Source organism: Aliiroseovarius sp. B-4, assembly GCF_056857795.1.
Genome location: NZ_JBSXNV010000024.1, coordinates 25437 through 49731 on the forward strand (window position 1 = coordinate 25437; position 24295 = coordinate 49731).

At 63.0% G+C, this 24295-nt stretch carries 27 protein-coding genes and 1 riboswitch; of the genes, 8 read left to right on the top strand and 19 right to left on the bottom strand.

Features of this window, described 5'->3' with window-relative positions:
- Positions 1-5 precede the first annotated feature (5 nt).
- Genes AC13C8_RS01435 through AC13C8_RS01480 form a run of 10 tightly spaced genes read right to left on the bottom strand, consistent with a single transcriptional unit; the run spans position 6 to position 7378 of the window.
- Positions 6-1034, bottom strand: a complete 1029-nt coding sequence (locus tag AC13C8_RS01435; protein ID WP_482846147.1) for a TrbL/VirB6 family protein — start codon at positions 1032-1034, stop codon at positions 6-8.
- Positions 1035-1424 (bottom strand): hypothetical protein, encoded by a 390-nt coding sequence (locus tag AC13C8_RS01440; protein ID WP_482846148.1) that lies wholly within the window; start codon positions 1422-1424, stop codon positions 1035-1037.
- Positions 1421-2185 (bottom strand): type IV secretion system protein, encoded by a 765-nt coding sequence (locus AC13C8_RS01445; protein WP_482846150.1) that lies wholly within the window; start codon positions 2183-2185, stop codon positions 1421-1423. The genes AC13C8_RS01440 and AC13C8_RS01445 overlap by 4 nt, the downstream gene beginning before the upstream one ends.
- The gene (locus AC13C8_RS01450; RefSeq protein ID WP_482846151.1) at positions 2182-3288 is read right to left on the bottom strand and encodes a lytic transglycosylase domain-containing protein; all 1107 of its coding nucleotides are present in this window, start codon (positions 3286-3288) and stop codon (positions 2182-2184) included. Before AC13C8_RS01450 ends, AC13C8_RS01445 begins: the two co-directional genes overlap by 4 nt.
- Positions 3288-3482: a hypothetical protein gene (locus AC13C8_RS01455; RefSeq protein ID WP_482846152.1), complete on the bottom strand. Its 195-nt coding sequence runs from the start codon at positions 3480-3482 to the stop codon at positions 3288-3290. The genes AC13C8_RS01450 and AC13C8_RS01455 overlap by 1 nt, the downstream gene beginning before the upstream one ends.
- Positions 3473-5848, bottom strand: coding sequence for a VirB4 family type IV secretion/conjugal transfer ATPase (locus tag AC13C8_RS01460; RefSeq protein ID WP_482846153.1), 2376 nt, complete (start codon positions 5846-5848; stop codon positions 3473-3475). The genes AC13C8_RS01455 and AC13C8_RS01460 overlap by 10 nt, the downstream gene beginning before the upstream one ends.
- The gene (locus AC13C8_RS01465; protein WP_482846154.1) at positions 5838-6116 is read right to left on the bottom strand and encodes a VirB3 family type IV secretion system protein; all 279 of its coding nucleotides are present in this window, start codon (positions 6114-6116) and stop codon (positions 5838-5840) included. Before AC13C8_RS01465 ends, AC13C8_RS01460 begins: the two co-directional genes overlap by 11 nt.
- A 42-nt stretch (positions 6117-6158) precedes the next feature.
- The gene (locus AC13C8_RS01470; RefSeq protein WP_482846155.1) at positions 6159-6440 is read right to left on the bottom strand and encodes a TrbC/VirB2 family protein; all 282 of its coding nucleotides are present in this window, start codon (positions 6438-6440) and stop codon (positions 6159-6161) included.
- Between the two features lie 19 nt (positions 6441-6459).
- A complete protein-coding gene (locus tag AC13C8_RS01475; RefSeq protein WP_482846156.1) occupies positions 6460-7074 on the bottom strand; it encodes a lytic transglycosylase domain-containing protein in 615 nt (204 codons plus the stop codon).
- A complete protein-coding gene (locus AC13C8_RS01480; protein WP_248411101.1) occupies positions 7046-7378 on the bottom strand; it encodes a hypothetical protein in 333 nt (110 codons plus the stop codon). The genes AC13C8_RS01475 and AC13C8_RS01480 overlap by 29 nt, the downstream gene beginning before the upstream one ends.
- A 168-nt stretch (positions 7379-7546) precedes the next feature.
- Here AC13C8_RS01480 and AC13C8_RS01485 point away from each other — a divergent pair, with 168 nt between their 5' ends.
- Positions 7547-8125 (top strand): hypothetical protein, encoded by a 579-nt coding sequence (locus AC13C8_RS01485; RefSeq protein WP_482846157.1) that lies wholly within the window; start codon positions 7547-7549, stop codon positions 8123-8125.
- On the opposite strand, the gene AC13C8_RS01490 is transcribed toward AC13C8_RS01485, so the two are convergent.
- Together AC13C8_RS01490 and AC13C8_RS01495 are read right to left on the bottom strand one after the other, a co-directional pair.
- Positions 8119-8319 (bottom strand): hypothetical protein, encoded by a 201-nt coding sequence (locus AC13C8_RS01490; protein ID WP_275394953.1) that lies wholly within the window; start codon positions 8317-8319, stop codon positions 8119-8121. The two genes, AC13C8_RS01485 and AC13C8_RS01490, sit on opposite strands and share 7 nt — an antisense overlap.
- A gap of 144 nt (positions 8320-8463) precedes the next feature.
- A complete protein-coding gene (locus AC13C8_RS01495) occupies positions 8464-9150 on the bottom strand; it encodes an acyl-homoserine-lactone synthase (RefSeq protein ID WP_482846158.1) in 687 nt (228 codons plus the stop codon).
- Positions 9151-9332: 182 nt separating this feature from the next.
- On the opposite strand from AC13C8_RS01495, the gene AC13C8_RS01500 reads away from it, so the two are divergent.
- Positions 9333-10001 carry a helix-turn-helix transcriptional regulator gene (locus tag AC13C8_RS01500; protein WP_482846159.1) on the top strand — a complete coding sequence of 223 codons (669 nt, stop codon included), beginning with the start codon at positions 9333-9335 and terminating at the stop codon, positions 9999-10001.
- 265 nt (positions 10002-10266) lie between these two features.
- Here the strand turns inward: AC13C8_RS01500 and AC13C8_RS01505 are convergent, their stop codons facing one another.
- The 6 genes from AC13C8_RS01505 to AC13C8_RS01530 all read right to left on the bottom strand — a co-directional run bounded on the left by AC13C8_RS01505 (position 10267) and on the right by AC13C8_RS01530 (position 16328).
- The gene (locus AC13C8_RS01505; RefSeq protein ID WP_482846160.1) at positions 10267-10566 is read right to left on the bottom strand and encodes a CcdB family protein; all 300 of its coding nucleotides are present in this window, start codon (positions 10564-10566) and stop codon (positions 10267-10269) included.
- Positions 10566-10871 (bottom strand): type II toxin-antitoxin system CcdA family antitoxin, encoded by a 306-nt coding sequence (locus AC13C8_RS01510; protein ID WP_482846162.1) that lies wholly within the window; start codon positions 10869-10871, stop codon positions 10566-10568. The genes AC13C8_RS01505 and AC13C8_RS01510 overlap by 1 nt, the downstream gene beginning before the upstream one ends.
- Before the next feature lie 361 nt (positions 10872-11232).
- Positions 11233-12180 (bottom strand): substrate-binding domain-containing protein, encoded by a 948-nt coding sequence (locus AC13C8_RS01515; protein WP_482846164.1) that lies wholly within the window; start codon positions 12178-12180, stop codon positions 11233-11235.
- 94 nt (positions 12181-12274) lie between these two features.
- The gene (locus AC13C8_RS01520) at positions 12275-13339 is read right to left on the bottom strand and encodes an ABC transporter permease (protein WP_482846166.1); all 1065 of its coding nucleotides are present in this window, start codon (positions 13337-13339) and stop codon (positions 12275-12277) included.
- Between the two features lie 17 nt (positions 13340-13356).
- Positions 13357-15675, bottom strand: coding sequence for a sugar-binding domain-containing protein (locus AC13C8_RS01525; protein WP_482846168.1), 2319 nt, complete (start codon positions 15673-15675; stop codon positions 13357-13359).
- The gene (locus AC13C8_RS01530; protein WP_482846170.1) at positions 15675-16328 is read right to left on the bottom strand and encodes a DUF2291 family protein; all 654 of its coding nucleotides are present in this window, start codon (positions 16326-16328) and stop codon (positions 15675-15677) included. The genes AC13C8_RS01525 and AC13C8_RS01530 overlap by 1 nt, the downstream gene beginning before the upstream one ends.
- A gap of 408 nt (positions 16329-16736) precedes the next feature.
- On the opposite strand from AC13C8_RS01530, the gene AC13C8_RS01535 reads away from it, so the two are divergent.
- The 6 genes from AC13C8_RS01535 to AC13C8_RS01560 all read left to right on the top strand — a co-directional run bounded on the left by AC13C8_RS01535 (position 16737) and on the right by AC13C8_RS01560 (position 23596).
- Complete coding sequence (locus AC13C8_RS01535) at positions 16737-18305, top strand: FGGY family carbohydrate kinase (protein WP_482846172.1); 1569 nt, start codon at positions 16737-16739, stop codon at positions 18303-18305.
- Between the two features lie 3 nt (positions 18306-18308).
- Positions 18309-19817, top strand: coding sequence for a glycerol-3-phosphate dehydrogenase (locus tag AC13C8_RS01540; RefSeq protein ID WP_482846173.1), 1509 nt, complete (start codon positions 18309-18311; stop codon positions 19815-19817).
- Positions 19817-20749, top strand: a complete 933-nt coding sequence (locus AC13C8_RS01545; protein ID WP_482846175.1) for a sugar phosphate isomerase/epimerase family protein — start codon at positions 19817-19819, stop codon at positions 20747-20749. Before AC13C8_RS01540 ends, AC13C8_RS01545 begins: the two co-directional genes overlap by 1 nt.
- Before the next feature lie 52 nt (positions 20750-20801).
- Positions 20802-20940: riboswitch (FMN riboswitch) on the top strand.
- Between the two features lie 69 nt (positions 20941-21009).
- A complete protein-coding gene (locus AC13C8_RS01550; protein ID WP_482846177.1) occupies positions 21010-21447 on the top strand; it encodes a 6,7-dimethyl-8-ribityllumazine synthase in 438 nt (145 codons plus the stop codon).
- A 3-nt stretch (positions 21448-21450) separates the two neighbouring features.
- Entirely contained in the window at positions 21451-22596 is a 1146-nt protein-coding gene (locus tag AC13C8_RS01555) for an iron-containing alcohol dehydrogenase (protein ID WP_482846178.1), read from the top strand.
- 25 nt (positions 22597-22621) lie between these two features.
- A complete protein-coding gene (locus AC13C8_RS01560) occupies positions 22622-23596 on the top strand; it encodes a sugar-binding transcriptional regulator (RefSeq protein WP_482846179.1) in 975 nt (324 codons plus the stop codon).
- 23 nt (positions 23597-23619) lie between these two features.
- Here AC13C8_RS01560 and fsa read toward each other — a convergent pair whose 3' ends face one another.
- Positions 23620-24273, bottom strand: a complete 654-nt coding sequence (gene fsa, locus AC13C8_RS01565; protein WP_482846181.1) for a fructose-6-phosphate aldolase — start codon at positions 24271-24273, stop codon at positions 23620-23622.
- Positions 24274-24295 lie beyond the last annotated feature (22 nt).

The window sequence follows — 24295 nt, forward strand, 5'->3', positions numbered from 1 at the left end:
GCCATCTATGCCTGGGTCTGGTTGGGGCTGCGGAGCGCCTTGCTGCGGGCGAGGAGGGCACCCGGCGTTGCCCGGATCGCCTGACCGGTCCGGACCACACCGTCGCTCGTGGCGCGTCGCAGCTCGTAAGGTGTCTTGCCCGTGGCGAGCCGCCCGGCACCGCCCAGGCCGTATTCTCCTGTGTTGACGACGCCGCGCCGCGCAAGCCCGGTAAGGCCGATGGCGTTCGAGGCAACGGCCACCACGCCGCTGAGGTTCGCGGCAATGGAGGGAACGGCGGCCATGATGCCGGCGCTCAGGATCAGGATCACGAGGAAGGGCAGGATGAGGCTGATGGTCTCGACGCTGTCCGGATCGGTCGAGGCGTCGCCGATACTCTCGGCGATCGCGACGATGATGCCGGCCGCCCCCGCGGCGGCGATCGGCATGAGGGCGTAGCCGATGGTGGCCCGGCTCCAGGCCTCGAAAAGCGATTGTGTCGGCTTGAAGAGGGAGGCCAGGATCATGAATGGGGCGATCACGATCATCAGGGTGAAGACGATCTTGCCGAAGGCGATGATCCCGGCGGTGACGGCAGCAAAGACGGCCGAGAGCACGAAGAAGATCGCGCCGAGAACGGCGCCGAAGACCCAGCCCGCGCGGTCCCCGATCGCATCGCCATAGGCGGTGATGCGGTTCACCATGCGATCGAGGCCTTCATAGACGCCTGCCTCGTCGCCGCTGTCGGTCAGATCGAGAATGGCCGCGCCGATACTGTCGGGGACGGATGTTGCGATGTCATAGATGACCGAGAAGTTCGACCAACTCTGCGCGAAGAGCGAGACGAGGACGAGCTTCATCCCGAAGGCGAAGCCGCTCCCGAAACTCATCGGTCGGAGTTGCATGACGACATTGATGCCAAGGAGGATCAGGAGCACCGCACCCCCGGCCGAGATCACGTCGCCCACGACACCCGCCCCGTCCGCGAAGCCGGATTCCGCGACCGTGTCGACCGCATCGTCGACCTGGGAGAGGATATCGCGGATGATCCCCATTTATTGGCTTTCACAGGCGGCGGCGCGTTCGGCCTCGAGCGCATCCGCCATGAGACGCAGCTCGGAGGTGTCGAAGGGCCGGAGAGGATCGTTGCCGGTGACGAACTCCGCGCTCTGGGCGACCACCTCGTCCCAGGGGATGTCCTGGATCACGCAAGCGCAGTCGCCGGTCTCTTGCCAGTGTCGCGCCGCGAGGATGCGCAGGATGGCGCGATAGCCGTTCCGGATATAGGCGGTCTTCGCCAGATCCCGTGGCGGCCGCGGGGCCACGCATTCCGTAACGGCTTCCTCTGGTTGCGCCATGCTCCCGAAACCTTCAGCGGCGACGGCCGATCCCGAGACGACCAGAGTGAGGACTAGGCAGATGACGCTGCCGGCGTTCCGGCTCATTCCGGCACCTCCATTTCGCGAAACTTGCGTTCGGCGGCGAGCGTTGCGGCATCGACCACGCCGAGCTGGCCGGCGCTGACGCCCTGGGCCGCTTCGAGGCGCCAGATCTGGGTGAGGATGATGCCGAGCTCAGCGGTGACGCGCGTGTTGAGATCGACCGCGGCCTTCAGCCCATCCTGGTCGTCGATGAGCCCGACCATGGTTTCCAGGCGATCGAGGCTGGCGCCGGCCTCTTCGTGGGACTCCTGGGCGGCGACGGAGAGCATGGCGCTCGCGCCGGCCGAAGTGGCGAGCCGGTTATCGGCCGGCTCCGGTGAGCTTGAGAGCGTCGAGAGGTGTTCCTGGGTCAGGCCGGTTCCGGTCAGCGCCGCCTCGACCTGCCCGGCGAGATCGGAGCCGGGTTTGAAGCCCGACAGGAAGTCGCCGCTCGCCAGGGCCTGCAGGGTATCGATGGGGGCGGTCAGTGAGCCTTTGAGCCGCTCGAACTCCTCGATGGTGGCAAAGAGCTCGCCAAGGGCATTGCCGTCGACGAGAGAACGCAGCTGGGCCTCGAGGTTCAGAAGCTGAGAAAGCTGTGTCTCCAGCTCTTGCCGCATGGTTGCCAATTGTTCGAGCTGGACGTTGAGGTCCTCGGCCATGTGTTCGATTTGCAGGACGAGCTGGCGCAGTTGCTGTCCGTCGAAGGTCGGCACGCCCTGGGCCAGGCTTGGGGATGTGGTGAGAAGGAGCGCGGTCGCCGCGCCGAGCAAGAGCCGTTTCATTCGGGCACCTCCATGGCCATGAATTCCCTCTCATCGATCCGGTCGACCGCGAGGTGCTGGGCATGGGCCGCCTCGCGGGTCTGGTTGGCGGCCATCAGCCGGACACGGAGGGAGAGGATGCGGGCGATCTCGACCCGCGCGTAGGTGTTGAGTTCGATCGCCGCCTTGACGTTCGGCTGTTCGTCGATCTGCCGGATGATCGCGGCCAGGCGGTTCACGACCTGCCCGGTGGTGGCATGGGCATCGGCCGCGTAGTAGAGGCTCGCAACCGAGATGTTCGAGTATTCGGCCAGCGCCATGTCGGCCGGTGTCAGCGTGCCGAGTGCGTCCGCCCCGCCGACCACGGCGAGGTATTCGCCCATGAACCGCGAGATGTTGCGCACGTAACCTTGGGTCTCCGGGAAGGGCGGCACGCCGCCATATTCCGTCACCCGGCCGGGCCCCGCGTTATAGGCCGCGAGCGCGTGGGGGACATTGCCGAAGGTACCCAACTGCGTGGTGATGTAGCGGGCGCCGCCCCGGAGATTGTCCATGACGTCGTAGCGGTCGACGCCCATGTCCGACGCGGTGCCGGGCATCAGCTGGGTCAGACCATAGGCCCCAACGGGGCTCTGGGCGGTGATGCTGAAGCGGCTTTCCTGCTTGATGAGCGCCTGGAAGAGGCAGCGCCACTGGGTCGGGGAAAGTCCTGCCCGCGCGACCCCCGGCGCACCGGCATACTCGCCCGCGACCCGGACGATCATCATCTCGATGGTCTCGCGGCCTTCACCGAAGAGGCGGCTGTCCATGGGGCTTGCATCCACGGGCGGATAAATCCCTGCGGCCGGGAAACTGGCATGAGTTTCGATTGATGCGATGTCGAAGCCCGGTCCGGTGATGGCCGCGGTCATCTCTTCCAGAACGCGAAGCTGCTCCGCCTGGACCCGGGCAAGTTCGTCGCCTGTCGAAAGCGTATCGCGTTGCACGCCCAGATCCTCGCCCAAGGACCCGAAGAGCGTGACGAGCTGTCCTACGCGCATATTGTCCTGGGTCGGCACGCCCTGCGCGAATGCGGGCGGTACCAGACCGCAGAGCGCGGCGGATATGATCAGCCAGCGTCGCATCACTCTTGCATCACCGGCTCGAACAGGCAGTCCTTGGCGGGAGCCTCTGATTTCGAGGAGAAGGTGAGCGGTGCGATCGCGTTGCGTGACACGACCGGATCGCCGTTCTGCCCGAAACAGGGGGAGGTCTTGTCGGTGTAGCGGGCGCAGCCGGAAAGACCGAGGGCGATGAGGATCAAGGGGATCAGGCGCATGCGTGTCTCCAGAACTCGGGGTTTGCTCGCCAGTCGGCGCCGACCTGCGCCTCGCCGGTGCGGCCGCCGCCGAGGATCGGGAGCAAATCCCCGAGGGCGGAGAGATCGGCATCGACGAAAAGGCTCTCGCCGGCGGATCGGACGAGCGCGATCCGTTGACCGGCGGTGGGTTCGGTGAGAAGGACGGCCTCTTTCTCCGAGACGCGCAGGAATTCGTAATCCTTCGGCGTGGCCCGGTCGTTGGGAAAGAGAATTTGCGTGGGCACCGTCTCGACGATGGTCTTGCCGACCCGGGTGTCGCAGAGCTGGCTCGGGTATTGCGTCATCATGACGACGACGCAGTTCATCTTGCGCAGCGTCACCAGCCAGTTTTCGAGCCGCGCCCCGAAATAGGGATCGTCGAGCAGCTTCCAGGCTTCATCGAGCACGATGATCGTGGGGCGGCGATCTTCGACCACGCGCTCGATCTGGCGGAAGATGTAGGAGAGCACCGCCATGCGCTCGGTGGCCATGTCGAGGATCTCGGTCATGTCGAAGCCGACGATGTCGCCGTCGAGCGCGAGCGCCGGTTCAGCTCTCGTGGCGGCGAAGACCCAACCGTAGCGCCCACCGGGAGCCCATTCCGCGACACGCGTCTGAAGCTCGCCGCCATCGTCGAGGGAGCGGAACAAGGTCTCGAAGCTCTCGAAGGATTGCAGCGAGGTCCCGGCCTCGGCGTTTTGGCGCACCGCACCCTGGATATGGCGGGACTGCTCGCCCGAGAGTGTCCCATGAGTGGAGAGCAGCGTCCCGAGCCAGTCAGAGAGCCAGGCGCGGCCGCGTTCGTCGACCTCGGAAGCCAGCGGGTTTAGCCCGGTAGGAACGCCTGCGCGGACTTCGTGATAGGTGCCGCCAAGGGCACGCACCGCCATCTCGAGGCCGCGGTCCTTGTCGAAGAAGAAAAGCCGCGTGCCGACCCGCTGCGATTGTGCAGCGAGAAAGGCGGTGGTCAGCGTCTTGCCGGTTCCGGTGCGGCCGAGAACGAGGCTGTGCCCGACGGTGGGTTCCTTCGCCGCATCGCCCGCCTCGTGGAAGTTGAAACGGTAGCCGGAGGTGCCAACGCTCGGCAGGATCGTGATCGGCGCGCCCCAGGGGCTCTCCTGGCCGGACCGTCCCTCGACCGATCCGTGGAGTGCGGCAAAGTCGGCAAAGTTCACCGACGAAATCGGGGTGCGCCGCGCCCGGTATCCGAAATTGCCCGGATGCTGCGCGAAATACGTGGCCTTGAGCGCCATCTTCTCGCGCACGATCACCGCCATGATCTCCTGGCCCGCCCGTTTGATCTGCGCGGCGGCGCGCTCGAGCATCTCGCGGCTCTCGGCATAGACCGCGATGGAAAGGTGATGATTGCCGAAGGCGATCCGGCCGGCCTCCTGGTCGTCGGCGGCGATGGCCAGTTGTTCCCGGAGTGACACCGCCGCATCGTCCGAGGCGTGCATCTGCCGGATGATCCGCTGGATGCGTTCGGCCATGATGTTGGTCGGGATCGGCGTGAAGGAATTGGTCAGTACGATGTCGAGGGGCAGGTCGAGCCCGTCGAGCAGCGTGACATCGGTCAGCGCGGGGTAGGATTTGATGCTGAAGCCCGCGCCATAGCGGCACTCGCCCGTCACGCCATCGGTGACGAGGATTGTGTCGCCCTCGAAGGTGGCGCGAATGTCGGAGAGCGCATGGGCGAGGGGCAGGGCGCTCTGGCCGATGGCTATGGGCGCAAAGCGGCCCGAGTTCAATGTGTTCAGGACCCCGAGCCATTCGCCGCCTTCGGTGGTCAGGCGCATTGGTCGGGCGGCGGCGAGCGCGACTTCGAAGAAGCCCGTGACCTCGTTCAGTTCCTGGAGCCGCGCGGCGCGATCCTTCACCCAGGCCCGAGTGGCAAAGCTCCTGAGGATGGGAAACCGTGCTGAAAGCTCGGGCCGCCGCAGGATCGTGAGATAAAGCTGCTTCTTCTTCGGCTGCAGGCCGACGATGTGGTGCTGCCAGCGTCGGTCGATCTCGGCGGCAAACCCGTCCCCTTCGATGGGGCGCAGGCGCAGGTCCTGTGGCACGGAGATCCGATGGACATAGAAGCCGAAGAGATCGCCGGTCTGCGCGACGATCGCGGCGACGGCGCGGCGCAGGGCGTCGAGCTCGCCGTCCGGTGTCGTCATCGGGTTCAGACCGTCAAGGCGCAGCGTCGCCATCAGATCGCCTTCACGGGTGATCAGGGCATTCGAGGCCGCCACCGCGAAATAGGGCAGGTGCTCGGCATGGGTGCTTTCGCGCGAGAACGCGAGGCCATCGGCGGCGAGGAGGGCAGGGGCGGCGTGCCGGGTTCCGTCAAGCGCCATAGCTGTCACCCCCGTGCAGCGCCCGGTTCTTCGTCGCGCGAACCGAGCCATAGGAGACCCGCAGCACGTCGAAGAAATGCGGCTCCTTGTCGGCGACAACCCAGAGCACCGGGTAGGTGATGATGCCGATCAGGAAAAAGGCGAGCGACTTGGTCCAGATGAAGGGCAGAACGACCCCCATGGCCAGCATAACAAGGTAGCCAACAGGGAGGCCGAGATATTTGGGCGGCCTCGCAAGACCCAGGAACAAAGGGGATCGTTCTGCCATCAGCCTATCCCACCGATTGGAGCCAGAAAGGTGAGATAAACATCAGGTGAATCCGTCAACGATGGTGCCGGCCGAGAAGATCAGCACGATCCCGATGATGACCGAGGCGAACCAGCCCCAGTTCAACCGCCCCATCATGCACATGAAGCCGGTGCCAATGACGGCGAGGGTCGCGACGGCAATCCCGATCGGTCCCGTAAGCGCGGCCTCGACGGTCTCCAGCATGTTCTGGATCGGCGAAAGGTCCTGGGCGAGGGCAGGCGACGAGGCGATTGTCAGCATCGAGATGATGGATGACAGGTGTCGGCGGCGGGGAAATCTCATGCGCGGAAGTCCTCTGGCTCTAGTTGAGGTCGATCACGACCGGGACGCGCGTCTCGGCCCTGGTGGAGAGACGGATGATGGGCTGAAGGGGGGGTTGCCCGGAAAGTCGGCGGCGGATGTTGTGGATGCGGGCGATATAGCCACGGGTCTCGGCGAAGGGTGGCACGCCATCGTATGCGCGAACCCGGTCGGGTCCGGCATTGTAGGCGGCAAGCGCGAGATCGATGTCCCGGAAGGTCGACAGTTGTGCCAGCAGGTAGCGCGCGGCACCTTCGAGGTTTTGTGCGGGATCATTGCGGTCCACGCCAAGGTCACGCGCCGTCGCCGGCATGAGCTGCCCGAGACCGTAGGCACCCTTGGGGCTCGTTGCGGTCGGATCATAGGCGCTTTCTGCTTCGATCATGGCCCTGAACAGGATGTGCCACGCGGCCGGCGTCAGCCCGACCGCCGTCAGGGCGCGGTTCCCGGTGTGTCGGTCGGACGTGGCACGGATCGCGGCGAGTATGCTGGCGCGATCAGCCCGGACCGGCAATTCCAGCGACGCCGTCTGTGGCTCATCGCGGTCTCGGTCGTGGAAGGTCCAGTTCGAGGTCCTGACGCTGCCCTCAGTCCCGATCACCATCAGGTCCGCCATCGCCGCCTTCGGCGTTGCGGATATCGAGATCGAGAGTGACAGGGCGGCCGTCACCAAAATTGGTGTGGTGATTGACGAGCCCCGGCCAGAGCGCGAAGTGACGCACCTTGGGTCCGTGTTTCTGAACCTTGGCAGCGACCAGGATGAGTTCCTCATCTCCGACGCTATAGATGCACTGGTATAGCGGCTTGCCATCCCCTGTGCCCCCTACGAGCTCATACCGACAGGTGAAGTCCACCTTCCTCTGAATGAGGTCCTTCACACCATCCAGTGTGATCAGACTCAGGTGTCTCGCGATCGGCATGGTCTCTCCTTTTGAGAGACCTTCTTACATGATGCAAACATCACGAAAAGCATAGATAGAGTCAATATATATAAAACGTAGAAAATAGAAAAATGTGGAATGCTTGCTAAATCGCTGTTAGATTGGGCTCGTTTCCAACCAGTTCCAGCAAACTCTTGGGAGAAACAGATGCGTATTCTCGTCCTCCGCCTGATCCTGTCCATCCTGACATTGCCGATCTTTGTCAAAGCCACGCGCGCCTATGACATGGATTGTGCGATCATGCTCTGTATGGCGGGAGGGTTTCCACCAGGCGCGGTCTGCTCTGCGGCCTATGCCGAGATGATCCGTCGAATCACGCCTTGGCCGGTACGCCCGCCCTTTGGGATCTGCACCTATGCCGCCATGCCGGTCCAACTTGGCGGACCGGGTGTGAAAGGGGAGGTCGATATCTCCAGCCCGGACTATGGCTGGCTCAGGCGCACGCGCGTGTTGTGGTTTCGCGGTGCATCGTACAGGGATGACTCTGGGCCGCAAAAATGGGACTGGTCCATTCACTCTTGCGATTTCCAGAACGACAATTGTCGCGTTCTGTTCCAGGTCTACAGGTCAAGAACGCGATGGCCCGTCGGTTTTGTGAGCGAGAACGGCCAGACAATCCCGTATCCTGATACGGAGGGCCGCCTCGCGCCTTTCCATCGCGCGGTGATGGTCGAGCATGGCGACCATGCAGGCGTAATGGCACACTCGGCGTGGTTTGCCTATTGATCGGTTGCGGTGTCATCATCTTGCAGGCACTTTATCTCGATCTCTGCATCATCAATGGTCTCGGGATCCACAAACCACAGGCGGACGATCCGCCCCGAGTTCCAAAGATAGTCCCGCCAGACAGCTTGGGGTGCCGACGCGTCCTGCATCACAGCTTCGGCGACAGGCCGTGCGAATAGAAGCTTCTCACCCATAGTTCAGAGCCTGACAGCTTGTTTTGCCGATGACGCCTGGCCGATCCCGAACGAGCTGCGCGCGGGCTTCAATGCCAGCGCTATTGTCATGGCCCGTGCCAGCCAGGCCTTGATCTTCAGATCGCGTATGCACCTGAGGTATGGTCAAGTGCCGCTCCCACGGGATTCGTGGTGATCACCGTACAGGACAGGGCAGGCAAAGGCCTGGAAACGACCATCCCTGTTGCCACAGATCGGACCGATGGTCCTGGGTGTAAATCCCATGGATCGCGCCATCTTCTGAAACCCGACCGGGCCGAGGAACAGGCAATGTTCGGCCTTCTGCGTTGCAAGATACGCGTTCGCCGCTCGCAACACTGCTGCCCCGGCGCCGGGCGTGCCATCGGTGACAAGACGTGTGAGTTCCCAGACGCCGCTATCGACAGGCGGGACATCCGTACAAAGATCAAATGGCAATCCATCTAGCAGGCCACGGCAGGCGTCGCGGATCATGTAGGAGAACATGGCATGACCTGCCGCACCGGCCACATTGTCCGTGCGGATCAGTCGCGCCCCGCCAACAACTGTATCCGTGGCCTGCTTGAGCGCAACGACATAGATGGTATCGGGTCGATCATACTGATCCAGATCGGTTTGCCCAGAGATCCAGACCTTCCAACCCTTGCCCAAGGCGAACACGCGTTTCCTGAGATCCATGAACTGGCCGATCAAGCGCATATCCGAGGAGAAGGCCGCGCGCGGGGCAAACAGTTCCTGTGGCATCTGAGCGACTACGCAGCGGAGGGTGTCTTCTGACGGGTTTTCCGGCAATACCGTTTGTGCGTGTATCATGATCTGCTCCTGCATTCGGCTGATCCCATGAGCCACACCCCAGGAAGGCAGGTCTAGGAAAATAGCTCAATCTTTGATAGAAACTGACCTGGGGCCAGAAACCCAAGGTTTGGTCAGACCCATGGTCGGAGCAGACCTGACTTGAGGTCAGGTTCGGTAAGTGGTGAGTGGAGGAATCGGTTTTGGAGATTTACGAAAAGGGTATTCAGCAAAACCCCGACGCGCTTGAGACAACGAATGCTGTCGCCAAGGCCTTTGCGCCTTACCGGGCTGATATCGAGGAGATTGCGATTTCCGGGTACAGCATCCTCGTGAACGTGAATGTGCGCGGCTACGAATATTTTGAAAGCAGCTACCCACCGGCCTGGCAGGACGAATATGAAAAGCGGCGTTACTATGCCTTTGACCCTGTCCTGGTTTGGTCGCTCTTCTCCACCGGAGACAAGCAGTGGTCCGAGGTGCCCATCCCCGACCTGCGCCGGTTCATGAATTCCGCAAAGAAACATGGTCTGGTTTATGGGGCGGCCTTCAGCCGAAAATCCGGCGCCAATAGATCGCTGCTCAGTGTGTCGCGCCCTGACCGGGAATTGCTGCCGCAAGAGATGCTGTTCCTGTCCGGGCTGGCAACCGAGTTCTTCGAATCGCTTGAAGATGAGCGTGGGTTGTCGAAAGGCGAGATCGCCGTGTTGCAGTGCCTGTCAGAAGACAAGAACGTCAAAGAGGCGTCAGAGCATCTGGGCATATCTGAATCGGCGGCCAAGGAAAGGCTGGCCTCCGCACGACGCAAGGTCGGGTGCAAGACGAACTATCAATTAGTGGCCACGGCGCTAAGGAAGAATTTGATTAGGTAGTCAAGCAAGATGTGATGGCGGTCACAGGCCGGTGATTGGGTGCAGAAGCATCGCTAAACTACTACTGCGCAGACATTTTTGACCAGTCGGCTTAGCATAAGATGTCCGTCGTCAGGGTTTCTGTCTCCTCTTCACTTTTTGGTGGTTACGATGAGCCAGGAACCCTCTCTTATCAACTCAGCATAAACTGTCCCATTGGCGCCGACGTCAGACAGTCAGACACAAGGGTATGTTAGATGAGGATGAGTGAATCGATTCTGTTCGTCTAAAAACCCTGCATAAGCATGTCGATCGCGGTCGTGACTTTCTCAAATTCATTGTTGAGGTTTCCAATGGACGTCTTAAGAATGCCTGTTGGCACCGCCGCCATGAACTGCGTGACCATCACGACCGGCCGACCATCGAATTCGAAAATTGGGTTGAGCCTGGTTGCCGGTTTCGGTGCACTTGATGGTCGCAACAAAGGCACGACAACGCGGGTGTTCAGATCACTCAGAAGGTCGGTTTGAACATCCAAAAGATAACCATCTCCGGACGGATTAGGAAATACGTCATACTTGGGCATCAGAACTGACGATAACGATCGAGCGGTAAACCATGCTTTTCAACGTATGAGTTAGAACTCCGAATTGCGGCGGCATTCTCAGCTTTCCACTGTTCCGCTTTAGCTGCAGCAACAGCACTCCGAACTCCGTTCTCAGCCGCTCGAGACAGATTCACCTTCAATGCTTTGGCTTCTGTAAGCAAAGTTACGTCCAGGGACAGATTTGTAGGCTTCCGAGTATGAGAATTCATGAGCTCACCTCCTAAGGAGAGGTTATACTTTGGATGTATGCGCGTCAATCGTGCGCATACATTATGCGCACGCATAATGAAGTTTATGTTAATTTTGGCTGAGCCAACCGGGAACCGAGATTCAGACTTATTTAAATTGTATCAATTTGCGAGGGGCCCAATATGAGAAAACAATATTTGATGGCGCTTCGGTGTTTCGACCGTAACATTGCTCTCCACCCTGTCGGACTCAAGGATTGAATTAGGTGAAATAACACAAGTTCGGCCAGCTTGACGAACGATCGAATGTTCTTCTTCTCCGCAAGACGCTCGCCATGCCGCATTGATCGCAACCGCACCATGCAAAGTTCGCCAGAGAATGGACTGTTGAACCCGTCAGACAAAAACAGTTGCTTAGGAAATGGGCGCGCGACCGGGGCCGCGCGCCATTGGTTTGTTACTGCGACAGGGTGAACGGGCCCGTGTAGTTGGCAACGTTGTCCGGAGTGATCAGCAGGCAGTCGAACAGCTGCTTCTCTTCAGCCACCATCGGCGAGCCGTTCTTGATGTAGTGGTCGGCCTGGATGACAGCCTCACGCGAGAAGACAGCGACCGGCTGCAGAACGGTATAAGCCATTTCGCCTGCCTTGACCGCTTCCACGGCGTCCGGCGAACCATCGAAACCGCCAACGATCACGCCTTCGAGCTGGCCTGCTTCTTTCAGGGCGGCGATGGCACCAAGCGCCATTTCGTCGTTGCCCGAAATCACGGCGTCGATTTCCGGGTTGGCCTGCATGATCGACTGCATCTTGTTGTAGCCTTGGGTGCGGTCCCAGTTGGCCACTTCCTCTGCCACCTTTTCCAGGCCCGGATACTGGCTCAACACGGTTTCATAGCCATTCGACCGCGTGGCGGCGTTGTTGTCGGCCGGGTTGCCGAAAAACTCGACATACTTGGCCTCGTCACCCACCAGCGATTGGAACTGCACGGCGCCAAGCGCGGCACCCTGCGCGTTGTTCGACACCAGCTGGGCTATGGCGATTCCCGACTCGTTGATCTCGGCGTTCACGAGGAAGACAGGGATGCCGGCGTCGGTGGCCTTGCGGACAACGCCGACCGAACCGTCCGCGTTCGCCGGATCGAGGATGATCGCCTTGGCGCCATTGGTGATGGCGGCGTCGATCAGGTTCGACTCGGTGTTGGTGTCGCCCTTGTGGGCCGCAACCGTGGCTTCATAGCCCAGCTCTTCGGCGGTCGCCTTGGCCACTTCACCCTCGGTGAACCAATAGGGGTTCGCGGGGTCGGTGACGATGATGGAGATCAGCCCTTCTGCCCAGGCGGAGCCCGCCATCAGGGGCAGCGAGGCCGCAGCGGCCAGCATGGCGCGTTTGGTGAACTTGATCATGAGATATCTCTCCCTTGGGTTGGTTGGATGCCGGTTGCCCGGCAGGTCTTCGCGTCGGATCTCCTCGCCCGAAAAACCGCGAAACTGGGTGGGGTCAGGCCCTGCGGCCCATGCCCCCGTACTGGATGGAGTTGAGCATCACGGCGAGCACGATCACCGAACCGGTGAAAACGGTCTGCCAGTAGGAACTGACGCCGACGATGACGAGGCCCGCGCCGAGGAACACGATGACAAAGGCGCCGAGAAGCGTGCCCTGAACCGTGCCACGTCCGCCCATCAGCGACGCGCCTCCGACGACCACCGCCGCGATGGCGGTCAGCTCATAGGTGGTGCCTGCCGTGGGGCCGGCCGAGGTCAGCTGCGAGCTGAGCACGAGACCGGCGACAGCTGCGCATAGGCCCGACAGGACGTAAACCCAGATCAGCACGCTTTTGACCGGCACGCCCGAAAGCTCGGCCGCCTTGGCATTGCCGCCGACGGAATAGAGCCAGCGCCCGAAAGCCGTCCGCGACAGCAGAAGATGCGCGCCGATGGCCACGGCGGCGAGCACGAAGATGCTGATCGGGATGCCCCACAGACGATAGAAGCCCAGCCATTCGAACCCGGTATTGCCGTGCTCGGCGTTGCCGGACAGGTTGTTGAAGGTCAGGCCATTGGTCATCAGCAGCGCAACGCCGCGCGCGACATAGAGCGAGCCCAGGGTGGCAACGAAGGCGGGCACCTTGAAATAGGCGACCAGAACACCGTTCACGACGCCGACAAAGGCCCCCATCGCGAGCGTACAGACGACGACGGCCCAGACCGGCATGTAGAGGATCACGCCCAGCGCTTCGAGTTCGACACCCTGCATCAGGAAGCCCGCGAAGACACCGCACAGGGCCAGCGTGGACCCCACCGACAGGTCGATCCCGCCGGACAGGATCACCAGAAGCATACCGATCGCAAGCAGTCCGAAAACCGCGACCTGAGAGGTCATGATCAGGAAGTTCGCAAGGCTGAAGTAGTTGTCGGACAGGATCGAGAAGATCAGGATAATCGCGATCAGGGCAAAGAAGGCGCGGCCTTCCAGCAGGATTTGCACGATGTTGGCGTCCTCGCCGAACAGCTGGGCCTTCAACCCGCCGGAGCCGTGCTTCTTGTTCGTGGTAACGTCGGTCATGACTGCAGGTCTCCGTTTCAGTGCTGCGCGGTCGCGGGTTTGTCCATGTCTACAATGGCCCGTGCCGTGTGTTCGTCGATGATGAGCCCGCTCAGTAGCCCGCTCTCCAGTACGGCCTTAATCGCATGGGTCTTGAGGGCGCCACCGGCCACTGCCACGATGCGTCGGCCTTGCAACTGGTCGAGCGGCAGGGTGAGGATGCGGTCGCTAATGTCCTGGCCCACCGGTTTGCCGCGTTTGTCGAAGAAATGACCCATCATTTCGCCGACGCCGCCCGCATTGGCGATGCCCGCCATTTCGTCCGGCTCGATCATGCCGGTCGTAACGAGCTCGGCCTCGGGCACCGTGGTGCCGATGCCGACGATCATCACGTCCGCCTGCCGCGCCAGTTCGGCGGCCTGTGCCGCGGCCTTCTGGCCCATCAGCACGTCGCGGTCCGACGTGGAATTCGCGATGAAGGGGACCGGCATCGAAGCCGGTTCCGCCCCGGTCAGTTCCGCCAGCCTGCTGACGATGGCATGTGGGTTCACGTCAGAGCCCGCGGTCAGCGCCCCCATCAGAGACACGACATTGAGCCCCTGCGCCGGTTGCGCATCGAGGTTCTGGACACAGGACAGAAGCGTCCGGCCATGTCCCGCCCCGATCACCTTGTTGCGGCCACTGGCGATCTCTGCCGACAGGAACTTGCCGCCCGCCACGCCCAGCGGGCCGAGCGCCAGATCCTCCTGGTGCAGGTCCGTGACCACTTCGCAATGCGTCAGGCCAAAGGCCGCAGAAAGGCTCTGTTGCAGGTCCACCTCGCCGGACGCCGCCATGATCTGTTCCTTGGTGGCATCGGGGCCGAAGGTGGCCGAGATCTTGCCCTTGTGCATGACGATGATGCGGTGCGCGATGGAAAGGCATTCGGTGACCTCGGACGTGGTGTAGACCACCGCCAGCCCCTTCTTGGCGCCCTCGGCCAAGAGCCCGAAGACCTCGGCCTTGGCGCCGATGTCGATGCCGCGCGAAGGCTCGTCTAGCAGCACAACGGACGGCTCGGTGGCCAGCATCTTGCCGATGACGACTTTCTGCTGGTTGCCGCCCGAGAGCGAGCCGATTGCGGCGCCGCCGCCGTCGGTCTTGATGGTGACTTCGCGGATCGAGCGGTCGATGATGTCCTGCTCGTCCGCCTTCGAGGTGAAGATCCGTTTGGTAAAAGCGCCGATGGACGCCAGCGACAGGTTCTGGCCCACCGTCATGGTCTGGACCAGCCCGTCGCGCTGGCGGTCTTCCGGGGTCAGTACCAGCCCGGCTTCGATCCGCTGGGCGATGGACATGCCCGCCAGGTCACGTCCGTGCAATTCCACCTGTCCGCCCGAGGACGGCAACCGCCCGGCGATGCATTCCATCATCTCCGTCCGGCCTGCGCCCATCAGGCCATAGATGCAGACGACCTCACCCTGACGCACGTCCAGCGACAGACGGTCGACCACCGAATAGCCAGACCCGCCGGGTGCAGGCACGCTGAGGTTCTTGATCGACAGCGCAACGTCGCCAAAGGTCACCTCGGGCGGCGAACCCAGGTCGAAGTTCTCGCCCACCATGTTGCGGACGATCCAATCAAGGTCGATCTCGGCGCGCGGCGCATAGGCGGTCATCACGCCATCGCGCAGCACCACCGCGTGATCGGTGATTTCCAGCGCCTCTTCCAGGTGGTGCGAAATATAGACGATCGAGACGCCGCGTTCCTTCAGGTCGTGGATCACCTTGAACAACACTTCGACTTCCGAGGCCGACAATGCCGAGGTCGGCTCGTCCATAATCAGGATGCGGGAATTGACGCTGAGTGCGCGAGCGATCTCGACGATCTGCTGCTGGCCGAGGCGCAGGTCCTCGACCGGGGTCAGCGGGTCGATGTCTTCTTCAAGCTCTTCCATCAGGGCGCGGCACTGGCGCTCTTCCTCGGCGAAATTGACGCCGCGGGACCCCATGATTTCGCGCCCCATGAATATGTTGTCGCGCACGTTCATGTTCGGCGCGAGCGACAGTTCCTGGTGGATGATCGAGATGCCCAGTTCACGCGCTTCGACGGTCGAACTGATGGCCACCGGCTGGCCGTCGAGGATCAACTCGCCGGTGGTGGGCAGATGTACGCCCGAGAGGATCTTCATCAGCGTCGATTTCCCGGCGCCGTTTTCACCGAAAAGCGTGGTAACCTGCCCGCGGTGGACATCGAAGTTCACGCCCTTGAGCGCATGCACAGCGCCAAAGCTCTTGGTCACGTCGCGCGCGGCCAGCACCACCTCGGCCTTGTCCGGCGTCAGGGTCGGGGTTTCGTCATGAATCGGGCTCTTCATCACTGCACCTCGAAGGCCACCGGGGTGACCAGCCAGTTCTTCGGGTTGATCATGGTGAAGACGCCGGTGACGGTGATCGTCTTGCCGGTCAAGGCATCCCGGTCGAGCCCGTCGAGCACTTCTGCCGCCATGGCGCGGTTGATGCCTGCGCCTGCGTTCTGGTACTCGATCTGGTTCTTGAAGGCCCCGAATTCGATGTCGCCTGTGATATCGCGCAACTCCGTCCCGTTGATCGCCGGGCCGGTCTGGATTCGCACGCCGGTGCCATCGGGCATGCCGTCGATCGTAACGTTGAAGATGCCGGATTTGCCCTCGCCCGCGGTACCGGTAAAGGTGACCGGCATCACCGGAAAGGCCCCGGCCATCGTGCCATAGGCCGCGACCGCAGCGTTCTTGTCCGCGGCCAGTTCCTCTGCCAGTTTCACTGCTTCAGGCGCCTTTTCAACGACATAGTCGCGAATGCGCGGAAACTCGTCCGCCCCGAAGCGATCCGGGTTGAACGCTTGCTGGCGCAGGTCTTCGTCGCCGCCGATTGCAACCACCTTGGTGTCAAAGGCGATGGCGCCGAGTAGGACAACCCCAGCGAGAGCTGTGATCGCCTTGCGTCGTGTCGCCTTGGAAGCACTGACAGATACGGTGCCGGTTGTGGCCATAGCGGACGTGCCCCTTTTCTATCCGGCCCGGAGATCCGGGCGGTGGTGATTCTGCGCCGGGAGACCCGGGCGCGGTCATGTCTCGGAAATGGCCAACCTGTTGATGTTGAACCTTTCCTCCCCTGCCGCCGATCGTGGAACTCCTCAATCCCGCGGTTCGATCAGCGACTCGCCACACCGTTTGGGGTGCGTTCGATTGGGTCAACCATATTCGAAAAAAATTTCTGTGTCTGCAAAAAATTTCACACCAGCGAAAATTTTTGTGCTACACCCAATTCAACCAAGCGCAGTGCGGCTTCCCCTACAAGGGTGGCGCGGCGACTGGGCAAATCGACGCGGAAAAGCGGAAATGTCACGGCGTCACAAGGGGGAGGCCGAGGTGACGAACAGCGGCAAGGGAGGCAGCAAATGGCTGATTCGTCCGACCTGATCATCGGCGTGGACGCCGGGACATCCGTCATCAAGGCGGTTGCCTTCGATCTGAAGGGTCAGCAACTGGCGTCATCGTCGGTGCGCAATTCCTACGTCATGGGGGCAGACGGATCGGCCACCCAGTCCATGCAGCAAACTTGGCACGACTGCGCCGCCGCGCTGCGCGGTTTGGGCGACAAGGTCGAGGGCCTGGCATCGCGGACCGCCGCCGTGGCCCTGACCGGGCAAGGGGACGGAACCTGGCTGGTGGGCCAAGGCAACCAGGCGGTTTCCGACGCATGGCTCTGGCTGGACGCACGGGCGGCGCCGACGGTCCGGGACCTCGCGCGGGGCATCGACGAACGCGCACGGTTTGAGGCTACCGGCACGGGGCTCAATACCTGCCAGCAAGGCAGTCAGATGGCGCATATGGCCCAAGTCGCGCCCGAGCTTCTGGATCGCGCCGAGGTGGCGCTTCACTGCAAGGACTGGCTTTTTCTCAACCTGACCGGCGTGCGGGCAACCGATCCGTCGGAGGCCAGCTTTACCTTCGGCGACTTCCGCAACAGGCGATATAGCGACGCGGTTATCGGTGCCCTTGGACTGGAGGACCGTCGGCACCTCTTGCCCGAGATCATCGACGGTTCTGAGCAGACCCGACCACTGAGCGCCGAGGCCGCAGCGCAGACCGGGCTCAAGGCGGGCACGCCGGTGTCGCTGGGCTATGTCGACATGGTGATGACGGCGCTGGGTGCGGGCGTGCACACCGGCGATGCCGGTGCGGCCTGCTCGACCGTCGGGTCGACCGGCGTGCACATGCGGGCCGTCAGGTCGGATGACGTGCATCTGAACGCCGAGGGTACGGGCTACGTGATCTGCCTGCCGGTCCCCGACCTGGTGACGCAGGTCCAGACCAACATGGCCGCCACGCTCAATATCGACTGGGCGCTGGCGCTGGCCGAGGACTTGATGGCCGAGGTGGGCAAAGCCCCGTCGCACGCCGAGATGGTCGCACGGATCGACGGCTGGATGGCACGCTCGCGTCCCGGCGCATTGGTTTATCACCCCTATATCTCCGAGGCAGGCGAACGCGGGCCTTTTGTGAATGCGGATGCGCGGGCCAGCCTTGTGGGGCTGAATGCCTCGCACCGTTTTGCCGACGTGATCCGCGCGGTGATCGAAGGGCTCGGGATGGCCGCGCGGGATTGCTATGCCGCGATGGGCGACATGCCCCGCGAATTGCGCCTGACCGGCGGTGCGGCCCGTTCTGCCGCGCTGCGCCGCGTTCTCGCCGCATCGCTCGACACGCCTGTCCGAGTCTCCGCACGTGAGGAGGCCGGCGCGGCGGGCTGCGCCATGATGGCCACCGTCGCAATCGGCGCCTACGACAGCATGGACGCCTGCATCGCAGACTGGACCACCCCGCTTCTGGAAGAGCCGGAAGCGCCTGATCCGGGTCTCGTGCCCGTCTATGACAAACTCTTCGACAATTACCGACACGCGCGCGAAGGCCTGGCCCCGGTCTGGGACGGGTTGGCGGCAGCGCGCGCCTCGCAAGGAGCCTGAGACATGAGCGATATCCAGAAGGTCGACCTCTTCGTGATCGGCGGCGGCATCAACGGCGCGGGCATTGCCCGTGATGCGGCAGGCCGTGGCCTGAGCGTCGTGCTGTGCGAAAAGGACGATTTGGCCGAAGGCACCTCTTCCCGCTCGGGCAAGCTGGTGCATGGCGGGCTGCGCTACCTGGAATACTACGAATTCCGGCTGGTGCGCGAAGCGCTGATCGAACGCGAAGTGCTGATGCGGAACGCACCGCATATCATCTGGCCGATGCGTTTTGTCCTGCCGCATTCGCCGCAGGACCGCCCGGCGTGGCTGGTGCGGCTGGGGCTGTTCCTTTACGACCATCTCGGCGGCCGCAAGAAACTGCCCGGCACCCGCACGCTGGACCTGCACCGCGACCCCGAGGGCGCCGCAATCAAGGATGCGTACGCGCGCGGGTTCGAATATTCCGACTGCTGGGTCGACGATGCCCGCCTCGTGGTGCTCAACGCCGTGGATGCGGCAGAGCGCGGTGCGACGGTGCTGACCCGGTCGCCCTGCACCTCGGCGCGGCGTGACGGAAATGCCTGGCGGGTGACGACGCAGAACTCCGTCACCGGCGAGACGCGCGAGTTCGAAGCCAAGCTGCTGGTCAATGCCGCAGGTCCCTGGGTGACCGACGTGGTCAACCGCGTGGCCGGGTCGAACTCTCCGCGCAATGTGCGGCTGGTCAAGGGCAGCCACATCATCGTGCCGAAATTCTGGAAAGGCGAGAATGCCTACCTCGTGCAGAACCACGACAAGCGAGTGATCTTCATCAACCCGTACGAGCGTGACAAGGCGCTGATCGGCACCACCGACATTGCCTATGAGGGCCGCGCAGAGGATGTGACCGCCGACGACTCGGAAGTGCAGTACCTGATCGACGCGGTGAACAAGTACTTCAAGGAGCAGCTGACCCGCGACGACGTGCTGACCACCTTCTCGGGCGTGCGGCCGCTGTTCGACGACGGCCAGGGCAACCCGTCGGCGGTGACGCGCGATTATGTGTTCGACATCGACGACACGGGCGGCGCGCCGCTGCTGAACATCTTCGGCGGCAAGATCACCACCTTCCGCGAACTGGCCGAACGCGGCCTGCAACGGATCGCCAAGTTCTTCCCCCAGATGGGCGGCGACTGGACCGAGACCGCCCCCCTGCCCGGCGGCGATATCGAGAACGCGGATTACGAGACCTTCCGCAACCAGATGAAGCGCGACTATCCCTGGATGCCACGCGCATTGCGCCAGCACTACGGGCGGCTCTACGGCACGCGGGTGGCCAAGATCGTGGGGGATGCGACTTCTCTCCAAGGGTTGGGGCAGCATTTCGGCGGCAATCTCTACGAGGCTGAGGCTGCCTATCTCGTGGCGTATGAATGGGCGCAGACCGCCGAGGACATTCTCTGGCGTCGCACCAAGCACCGGCTGCACCTGACCGAAGTCGAGCAGAACGCGTTCCGCAAGTGGTTCGAAGACCAAAGGGAGGCCGCCTGATGGCGCTGACGCTTTCGCTGAATACCAATCCGCTGGTGAACCGTTTCGCCGAACCGGACGACCTGGTCGATGCCATTGCGCGCGATATCCGCATCCGCGATATCCAGCTGACGCATGAGTTCATTAACCCGTCCTGGCCTGCCCCCGTGATCCGGCGGCTGACCCGCGACATGAACCGTGCGCTGCAGCGCACCGGCGCGCGGGTGACCAGCGGCATGACCGGGCCATACGGACGCCTGAACCATTTCGGCCACCCGGACGCCGACGTGCGCCGCTACTACGTCGACTGGTTCAAGACTTTTGCCGACATCATCGGCGATCTCGGCGGCACCTCGGTCGGCACGCAATTCGCGATCTTCACCTTCCTTGATTACGACGACCCCGCACGCCGCGAGGAGCTTTTGCAAATCGCCATAGATTGCTGGGCCGAGGTGGCGGACCATGCCAAGGCGGCCGGACTCGAGTACGTCTTCTGGGAACCGATGAGCGTCGGGCGCGAGTTTGGCGAAACCATCGCAGAATGCATGAAGCTGCAGGACCGGCTGACCGCCGCCGACATGGCGGTGCCGATGTGGATGATGGCCGATATCGACCATGGCGACGTGACCAGCCCCAACCCGGACGACACCGATCCCTATGCCTGGGCGCGGGCGGTGCCGAAAGTCAGCCCCATCATTCACATCAAGCAGTCGATGATGGACAAGTCCGGCCACCGGCCATTCACGGCCGAGTTCAACGCAAAGGGCGCGATCCAGCCGGACCCGCTTCTGAAAGCCTTTGCCGAAGGCGGCGCGGTCGATAACGAGATCTGCCTCGAACTGTCCTTCAAGGAGCGCGAACCAAACGACCGGCAGGTGATCCCGCAGATCGCCGAAAGCGTCGCCTTCTGGGCGCCGCATATCGACAGCGGGGCGCGCGACCTGAATGTCTGAGACGGCCCGGATGACATGCGCTTGCCAATTCCGGCAAATCTTGTCATTTGACACCTGTTCTCAGGGCGGGGTGAAATTCCCCACCGGCGGTGACAGCCCGCGAGCGCCTTTCGGAGCAATCCGGAGGGGTCAAGCAGACACCGGTGAAAGTCCGGGGCCGACGGTTAAAGTCCGGATGGAAGAGAACCAGCCGTCGGGCCCCCACGCCCGCACGGCTGGAATCGCCTTGGGACCACTTTTGAAACGCAAAGGATGGTTCCATGACTGACACACTCAAAATCGCCTTCATCAAGGCCCGATGGCACGCCGAGATCGTCGATCAGGCGCTGGTCGGGTTCAAAAAGCGCCTGGCCGATGCCGGTAGGCCAGCCGAAGTCACGCCGTTCGACGTGCCGGGCGCTTTCGAAATGCCGTTGCTGGCGCGGAAACTGGGCCGAGGCGGCGGCTATGACACCATCGTCTGCGCCGCGCTGGTTGTCGATGGCGGGATCTACCGTCACGATTTCGTGGCGCAGGCCGTGGTGGACGGTCTGATGCGCGCGCAACTGGACACGGGCGTGCCGACATTCTCGGTCTCGCTGACGCCGCATCACTTCCAGCCGACGGCCGAGCACATCGGATTCTTCCGTGACCATTTCGTCAAGAAAGGCGAAGAGGCCGCGGATGCTGTTCTGATGGTCACCGCCCTGGAGGTCTGAGCCATGCCCCAGCCCGCCTTTCACTTTGCTACCGCCTCCGACATCCGCTTCGGACGGGGCGAAGCCGGTCGGGCAGTGCCCGATCTGGCAAGGTTGGGCAAACGGGTTCTGCTGGTGCATGGCGCGACGGCCTCGCGCTCTGGCTGGCTGTGCGAGGCGCTGACAGCCCAGGGCTGTGCGGTGTCGACCATTGCCGTCGCCGCGGAGCCCGATGTCGATCTGATCGCATACGGCGTGTCGGCGGCGCGCGACCACGACGCGCAGGCGGTCATTGCCATCGGTGGCGGTGCGGTGATCGACGCGGCCAAGGCCATCGCCGCGCTGGTGCCCGTCAACCGGCCACTGCATGATCATCTTGAAGTCGTCGGCCAAGGCTTGCCGCTCGAGGCAACCCCGCTGCCCTTCGCCGCCTTGCCGACTACGGCAGGCACCGGGGCGGAAGTGACCCGCAACGCCGTGATCTCGGTGCCCGACGCGCAGCGCAAGGTGTCGCTGCGGGACGCGCGCATGCTGCCACGCATCGCGGTCATTGATCCTGCACTGACCGATGGTTGCCCGCGTGCCATTACGCTGGCCTCGGGTCTGGACGCCATCACGCAGGTGATTGAGCCTTACCTCTGCATCCGCGCCAACCCGATGACCGATGCGCTTTGCCGTCCCGCGATTGACTGCGGCCTGCCCGCGCTCATGACCCTGATGCAAAACGAAGATGCCGATGCGCGCGACGTCATGGCCTGGACCAGCCTCTGCGGCGGGCTGGCCCTCGCCAATGCCGGTCTGGGCGTCGTGCACGGGCTGGCCGGGCCATTGGGCGGCCTGTCGGGCGCGTCGCACGGCGCCATCTGCGGCGCGCTTCTGCCGCATGGGCTGACAGCCAATGCCGAACGTGCCAGTGGTGCCACCGCATGCCGCATCGGACATGTCCGCCAAAGCCTGGCCAAGGCTCTGAGTATTGAACCGGACGCGGCATTCATGGCGCTCCACGCTTGGGCGCGCGAAGCGGGCCTGCCGGGGCTTGATGCGCAGGGCGTGACGTGCCCCCACCGGGCACGCGCAGCCGCGATGGCGGCCAGCTCTTCGTCGATGAAGGCAAACCCGGCTCCACTGGACGAAACGGTTTTGGCAGGCATCATGGAACAGGCGCGATAGGCGTCGCAAAAGCGGAGGAGGTGATATGGCGAAAGACCGCGGTTCGGGAGATGCCGAGCATTCCCTGGCGATCCGCGCCGCCTGGCTGCATTACGTGGGAGGGCTGCGCCAGGCCGAGGTGGCCAAGCGCATCGGCGTGCCCTCGGTCAAGGCCCACCGCCTGATCGCCCGGGCCGTGGCCGAAGGCGCCGTCAAGGTCTCGATCGAGGGCGATATCATCGAGTGCATCGAACTCGAACAGATGCTTTGCACGCAGTACGGGCTTGAGACCTGCGAGGTCGCACCCGACCTTGAAGAAGACGGCATCCCCTTCCGCACACTCGGTCTGGCGGGCGCGTCGCGGCTCAGGCGCTGGATGGAAAGCGGCGAGGAACTGACCATCGGTATCGGTCATGGCCGCACGCTGGCCGAGGCGGTCCGCGCCATGCCCCGGTTTGGCACGACGGGCCTCAGCTTCGTGTCGCTGCTGGGCGGGCTGACCCGGAACTTCGCCGCCAACCCTCATGACGTGATGCACCTGCTGGCGGAAAAGACCGGCGCGCGGGCCTACGTGATGCCGGTGCCGTTTTTTGCCAATACCAGCGAGGACCGCGAGGTGCTGTTGGCGCAGCGCGGCGTGACCGAGGTGTTCCAACTGGCCGAAACCGCACCGCTGAAGATCGTCGGCATCGGCACGGTCGAGGCCGAAACCCAACTGGTCACCTCGGGAATGATCGAACCGTCCGAGATCGAGGCGATATCCCAGGCGGGCGGCGTCGGCGAAATGCTGGGGCATTTCTTCGACCCCGAAGGCCGCGCCCTGGAAACCCCGCTGACCTCGCGGACACTGGCGGTTTCGCTCGACACCACGCGCGACGACCGGATCATCGCCCTGGCTGGTGGACCCGAGAAAGTTGCGCCAATCCGCGCGGTTCTGAACAGCGGGCGGTTGTCCGGCCTGATTACCGACGAACGCACGGCACGGGTGCTGCTGGGCGATGCCGCGGCCAAACCCGTCTGATCGGGATTGGCCGCGGCCGCCAATCACAGGATTGTCTGTCCGGTCGCGGCCCAGTCGCCGGCAAACTGATCGAGCCCCTTGTCGGTCAGCGCGTGGTTGGCCAGCCCCTTGATCACCCCGGCCGGTATGGTGGCCACATCCGCCCCGGCCATTGCGGCCTCCTTGACGTGATTGGCGGACCGGATCGAGGCCGCGAGGATCTGGGTCTGAAACCCGTAGTTGTCATAGATCACCCGGATCTCGCGGATCAGCTCCATCCCGTCGATGTTCAGATCGTCGAGCCGCCCGACGAAGGGCGAAATATACGTGGCCCCCGCTTTCGCAGCCAGAAGCGCCTGATTGGCGGCAAAGCATAGGGTGACATTCGTCTTGATGCCCTTGGCAGTGAAATGGCGGCAGGCTTTCAAGCCGTCGAGCGTCAGCGGCAGCTTGATCACCACGTTGTCGGCGATCTTGGCCAGATGCTCGCCTTCCGCGACCATGCCGTCGAAATCCATCGCCGCTACTTCGGCAGACACAGGGCCGTCGATCAGAGCGCAGATCTCGGCGATGACCTCCTTGAAGTCGCGGCCTGATTTGGCGATCAGCGACGGGTTCGTGGTGACGCCATCCAGCAGTCCGTATTCGTCGAGTTCTCGGATATCCGCGACAATAGCGGTATCGACAAAGAATTTCATGGATGTCTTTCCTTTCGTCCGT

Coding starts and splice junctions, on each gene's coding strand:
- AC13C8_RS01525 (WP_482846168.1), bottom strand. CDS start 15,675: ATGAAGAGCCCGATTCATGACGAAACCCCGACCCTGACGCCGGACAAG.
- AC13C8_RS01440 (WP_482846148.1), bottom strand. CDS start 1,424: ATGAGCCGGAACGCCGGCAGCGTCATCTGCCTAGTCCTCACTCTGGTC.
- AC13C8_RS01480 (WP_248411101.1), bottom strand. CDS start 7,378: ATGCCGATCGCGAGACACCTGAGTCTGATCACACTGGATGGTGTGAAG.
- AC13C8_RS01465 (WP_482846154.1), bottom strand. CDS start 6,116: ATGGCAGAACGATCCCCTTTGTTCCTGGGTCTTGCGAGGCCGCCCAAA.
- AC13C8_RS01510 (WP_482846162.1), bottom strand. CDS start 10,871: ATGCGTGCGCATAATGTATGCGCACGATTGACGCGCATACATCCAAAG.
- AC13C8_RS01490 (WP_275394953.1), bottom strand. CDS start 8,319: ATGGGTGAGAAGCTTCTATTCGCACGGCCTGTCGCCGAAGCTGTGATG.
- AC13C8_RS01550 (WP_482846177.1), top strand. CDS start 21,010: ATGACTGACACACTCAAAATCGCCTTCATCAAGGCCCGATGGCACGCC.
- AC13C8_RS01455 (WP_482846152.1), bottom strand. CDS start 3,482: ATGCGCCTGATCCCCTTGATCCTCATCGCCCTCGGTCTTTCCGGCTGC.
- AC13C8_RS01560 (WP_482846179.1), top strand. CDS start 22,622: ATGGCGAAAGACCGCGGTTCGGGAGATGCCGAGCATTCCCTGGCGATC.
- AC13C8_RS01470 (WP_482846155.1), bottom strand. CDS start 6,440: ATGAGATTTCCCCGCCGCCGACACCTGTCATCCATCATCTCGATGCTG.
- AC13C8_RS01505 (WP_482846160.1), bottom strand. CDS start 10,566: ATGCCCAAGTATGACGTATTTCCTAATCCGTCCGGAGATGGTTATCTT.
- AC13C8_RS01495 (WP_482846158.1), bottom strand. CDS start 9,150: ATGATACACGCACAAACGGTATTGCCGGAAAACCCGTCAGAAGACACC.
- AC13C8_RS01555 (WP_482846178.1), top strand. CDS start 21,451: ATGCCCCAGCCCGCCTTTCACTTTGCTACCGCCTCCGACATCCGCTTC.
- AC13C8_RS01475 (WP_482846156.1), bottom strand. CDS start 7,074: ATGGCGGACCTGATGGTGATCGGGACTGAGGGCAGCGTCAGGACCTCG.
- AC13C8_RS01520 (WP_482846166.1), bottom strand. CDS start 13,339: ATGACCGACGTTACCACGAACAAGAAGCACGGCTCCGGCGGGTTGAAG.
- AC13C8_RS01485 (WP_482846157.1), top strand. CDS start 7,547: ATGCGTATTCTCGTCCTCCGCCTGATCCTGTCCATCCTGACATTGCCG.
- AC13C8_RS01435 (WP_482846147.1), bottom strand. CDS start 1,034: ATGGGGATCATCCGCGATATCCTCTCCCAGGTCGACGATGCGGTCGAC.
- AC13C8_RS01545 (WP_482846175.1), top strand. CDS start 19,817: ATGGCGCTGACGCTTTCGCTGAATACCAATCCGCTGGTGAACCGTTTC.
- AC13C8_RS01535 (WP_482846172.1), top strand. CDS start 16,737: ATGGCTGATTCGTCCGACCTGATCATCGGCGTGGACGCCGGGACATCC.
- AC13C8_RS01540 (WP_482846173.1), top strand. CDS start 18,309: ATGAGCGATATCCAGAAGGTCGACCTCTTCGTGATCGGCGGCGGCATC.
- AC13C8_RS01450 (WP_482846151.1), bottom strand. CDS start 3,288: ATGCGACGCTGGCTGATCATATCCGCCGCGCTCTGCGGTCTGGTACCG.
- AC13C8_RS01530 (WP_482846170.1), bottom strand. CDS start 16,328: ATGGCCACAACCGGCACCGTATCTGTCAGTGCTTCCAAGGCGACACGA.
- AC13C8_RS01460 (WP_482846153.1), bottom strand. CDS start 5,848: ATGGCGCTTGACGGAACCCGGCACGCCGCCCCTGCCCTCCTCGCCGCC.
- AC13C8_RS01515 (WP_482846164.1), bottom strand. CDS start 12,180: ATGATCAAGTTCACCAAACGCGCCATGCTGGCCGCTGCGGCCTCGCTG.
- AC13C8_RS01445 (WP_482846150.1), bottom strand. CDS start 2,185: ATGAAACGGCTCTTGCTCGGCGCGGCGACCGCGCTCCTTCTCACCACA.
- fsa (WP_482846181.1), bottom strand. CDS start 24,273: ATGAAATTCTTTGTCGATACCGCTATTGTCGCGGATATCCGAGAACTC.